This window comes from Gordonia asplenii (genome assembly GCF_012933505.1).
GTDB classification, from domain to species: domain Bacteria; phylum Actinomycetota; class Actinomycetes; order Mycobacteriales; family Mycobacteriaceae; genus Gordonia; species Gordonia asplenii.
This window is the reverse complement of record NZ_JABBNB010000120.1, coordinates 1-280: the sequence shown is the minus strand read 5'-3', so window position 1 is coordinate 280 and position 280 is coordinate 1. Positions and strand designations below refer to the sequence as shown.

The 280-nt window shown below is 66.1% G+C and carries 1 protein-coding gene; it reads left to right on the top strand.

All coding sequences use genetic code 11. The features are described 5' to 3' along the window. Positions 1 to 280: DUF222 domain-containing protein (locus HH308_RS29445; RefSeq protein WP_170197842.1), on the top strand; the 280-nt coding region annotated here is incomplete at both ends.

Sequence of the window (280 nt, the reverse complement as noted above, 5' to 3'; positions counted from 1 at the left end):
GCACGCGGCGGCCCGTAAGGCGTTCGTCGATTGCGCCCGCCGGATCGCCGTCACCCTGGGCGTCAGTCAGGGCCGCGCGGAGGGCATGCTGGCCGAGGCCGACGATTTGATGACCCGCCATCCGCGGGTCGCTCAACGACTGCGTGACGGTGTGATCAGTGTGGAGATCGCCCGCAAGATCCTCGAACGCACCAACCTGATCGACGACGACGAACCAAGCGACAGCGAACCGAGCGAGGGTGAACCAATCGACGACGAGTCGAGCGTGGGTGAGTCGAGT